At 64.7% G+C, this 1,100-nt stretch carries 2 protein-coding genes; one reads left to right on the top strand and one right to left on the bottom strand.

Going from position 1 to position 1,100, the window contains the following annotated elements:
• Positions 1-546 precede the first annotated feature (546 nt).
• Entirely contained in the window at positions 547-774 is a 228-nt protein-coding gene (locus OXS27_RS32270) for a hypothetical protein (RefSeq protein WP_267361738.1), read from the top strand.
• A 109-nt stretch (positions 775-883) separates the two neighbouring features.
• On the opposite strand, the gene OXS27_RS32265 is transcribed toward OXS27_RS32270, so the two are convergent.
• On the bottom strand, positions 884-1,100 hold a 217-nt coding region (locus OXS27_RS32265), incomplete at its 5' end, for a hypothetical protein (protein ID WP_267361737.1).

The following is a 1,100-nucleotide window of genomic DNA, read 5'->3' as shown; positions in this document are numbered from 1 at the left end:
CTTCACGTCCGCATGGTCCTAAAGACAATACTCTTTGTGCCTCAAGGATTTGGGACAGATCTGGCGGCTCCCGTCTTGATAGCTGCCCGCTCATGAGTGGTCACAGACGGTGTGAACACCGAGTATCTCGCTCGACGAGGGACGAGCATCCTGCGGTTGGGTGCCATCTCATCGTGGAGTTCGCGTTGAAGGCTACGATCTTCCACGGTCGTGTTGAACGGATCTGCGCGCCGGGGATGCCGAACACCGTGGCCGTCGTAGCCGGGTGTCGATGTCGGCGAGGTTAGCTGGTCGCGAAGTTCGCCGCCGACAAAGATGGGCATGGTGCCGTCCACGAAGGTCGCGGTGTCCATAGGAAGCGGGTGCCCCATGAGGTCTCCAAGGCCGAGGTGTTCACCGGGGCGATCTGGAGGGCCAAAAAGACACCGCTCAAAATGGCACTGCGGTCCGGCGAAAAGTCATTTTGGTCAGCGTCTCGGTGATGACAGTGAGTATGTCGATTGAGGGGTAGGCGCTGGCGCGCCCACCCGCTCGCGCCTTGCGGCCGTGCCTGCCCATGCGGTCCTCGACCTCGCGGTGCTCGGCCTGCGGTCCTCGGGCGCCACGGCGCGCGGCGAGTTCGAGATGACCAAGGCCCGAGGCGGCGAGTACGTGGTTGGCTGGCGGAGAGAGAAGGCGGGAGATCGACCTCACATCCATCATGCCCCTGACCACCTGTGCGCCGCCAGCTATCCTCACGTGTTCGCGCGGCTGTCCTTATTAGATGAGCCGTGAGAAAACCGGCTTCCCAACGAGAACGGGCCGGGAAGAAGGCCGACCTGGAACGGCTCCCGCCAGCGGCGCGACCGTCTCGACCACGTCTTCTTGAACGTTCCCGCTACGGTCACCCGTGCGCCCGCTCGCCTACGTCCTCGCCCATCGCGACGGCGAGGGTCTTCTCGAAGGTTGCGGGGACGATCGCCGCGATGATGGAGATAAAGGTCGAGGAGCCGATCAGTGCCCGCGATCCTGGAGGCGTCGGCGAGCGCAGGTAGGCGAGCCCGCGAGCAGGCCGGAGCGACGCCGACACGGGGACCGCGCCCGAAGGCGCGGAACCCGTC

It is taken from the genome of Methylobacterium sp. GC_Met_3, assembly GCF_026540775.1.
In the GTDB taxonomy this organism is placed as follows: domain Bacteria; phylum Pseudomonadota; class Alphaproteobacteria; order Rhizobiales; family Beijerinckiaceae; genus Methylobacterium.
Note: the sequence above shows the minus strand (reverse complement) of the source record. Positions and strands in the feature narration are given on the sequence as shown.